Source organism: Mesorhizobium sp. M7A.F.Ca.US.014.04.1.1, from assembly GCF_003998745.1.
In the GTDB taxonomy this organism is placed as follows: domain Bacteria; phylum Pseudomonadota; class Alphaproteobacteria; order Rhizobiales; family Rhizobiaceae; genus Mesorhizobium; species Mesorhizobium ciceri.
In genome coordinates this window covers 1-1554 of the sequence record NZ_RZRW01000925.1, presented here as the reverse complement: position 1 = coordinate 1554, position 1554 = coordinate 1, and the positions used below count along the sequence as shown (strand labels likewise).

Annotated in this window: 2 protein-coding genes; one reads left to right on the top strand and one right to left on the bottom strand. The window is 59.6% G+C overall.

What is annotated here, in order from left to right:
- The coding region (locus EOA22_RS33175; protein WP_164756162.1) for a DUF4396 domain-containing protein at positions 1-939 on the bottom strand (939 nt) is incomplete at its 3' end.
- 192 nt (positions 940-1131) lie between these two features.
- Between EOA22_RS33175 and EOA22_RS33170 the strand changes: the two genes are divergently transcribed.
- On the top strand, positions 1132-1554 hold a 423-nt coding region (locus tag EOA22_RS33170; protein WP_127390584.1), incomplete at its 3' end, for a hypothetical protein.

Below are 1554 nucleotides of genomic sequence, written 5' to 3'. Positions count from 1 at the left end.
CGGCATGATCGCCCCGCCGACGTCACGTGCCGAAAGCGTCAGGTTCAGCCAGTTCGCCGGTGCGGCCATGCCAATCGCCAGCGCCAGCACCGAGACCATGCCGAGGGCTGCTATCTGCGGCGTCGTGGCGTCTGTCTCCATCTGATGTCCGTTGCGTTTGGATTTGTGGGATGTGTTGGCGTGGCCTTGTCGTCGATCATCGCCGGCGCGGGCATGATGCGTAGCGTGCTGTTGCTGGGCGGTCGGCTCTCGACTGCTCATTTCGGCCGCCTCCGGGCGCTGCGTCATCAACCCGTGCTTCAGTCCGCGGGCGACCAGCCAGACATTGGCGGGATAAGCAAGTGTGAAGCCGGCAATGACGCCGATCGACATCACGCCCCAGAACAAGAGCTCGGTCGGCTCCATCGCGCGCATGTCGCGCCCCATCATCAGGAAGCTCATGACGGGCGCCATGCCGGCCATCATGAAATTCATCGAGATGAACTCGGGCAGGAAGCTCTTGCGCACATTCTCCCAGTAGGTGCCGCCCATCATCGATTTCATGAACAGCGACTGGAAGATGAACAGGCCGAAGGCGAAACCCGCCAGATATTCGACGATGAGGTCGAGCCACATAGGCAGGCCAAGCGTTGCCGTGATGACCGCCGCGAGAATGATGCCGGTTGCATCGCCGGCAACGCAGTGGATGGTCGAACCGACGCCCTGCTTCCATAGCGGCCTGGTGAAGTCTTCATGCTCGCCCGGTCGTGGCTCCTTGTCTGCAAGCACATAAAGCAGCAGCCCCAATGGACCCATATAGAGGGTCACCAGGATGAAACCCCATTTCATCACCACCGGTTCGGGATTGTTGCGGTATTGATCGAAGCCGACATAGAGCGTCGAGGCGGCGGCAAGAGCGAACCAGACGGCAAGGAAATAGTCGATTGGCTGGATGAACATGGATGCATCCCGTCGCGGATCAGCGGTTTGTCACAAGCAGCCCCCGCCAATGAACGCAGAACGTGTGTTTATGATCCCGCCGGCCCAATCCGGTTGTGTCGAATTCTCCAGCCTGGCGCTCTTGTCGAAGCATTACGGCGCGGTAATTCCCTTGAAGGCGTGGGCGCTTCGCTGCCTCAACAGGAGCTGGCCATGAAACATCAAACACTCGACCAACTGCATGCCGTCGCCAAGATTGAATCGTCGGCTGCATATTCCGCAATGACACGAAATCAGCGCATAGAGCGCTGGGCTGAACTGCTGGAGCGTAATCCCGAGCGATGCCTTGGCGCGTTTGCAGGCACCGAACATCTGCACCCCGAAGCACGTGCAATGATGCGGGGCGAGGGAACCGCAATTTCGGTTGCTTTCGAAGATCCAGTGCTGCGCGCATCGGGTTTGAAAGACGATACCTACGGCGAGGCAAAGCGCTTTTTCGAGCTGAACGACTGGCAGTTGCACGACATCGTCTGCGATTGCCACGTCGGCTCAACCATGAAAGCGCGCTGGGCTGCGACGCGAGTCCGCTCAGCCGTCAGCGGCAGGTTCTTTGCGTGGTTGCGGCAAAGGATAATG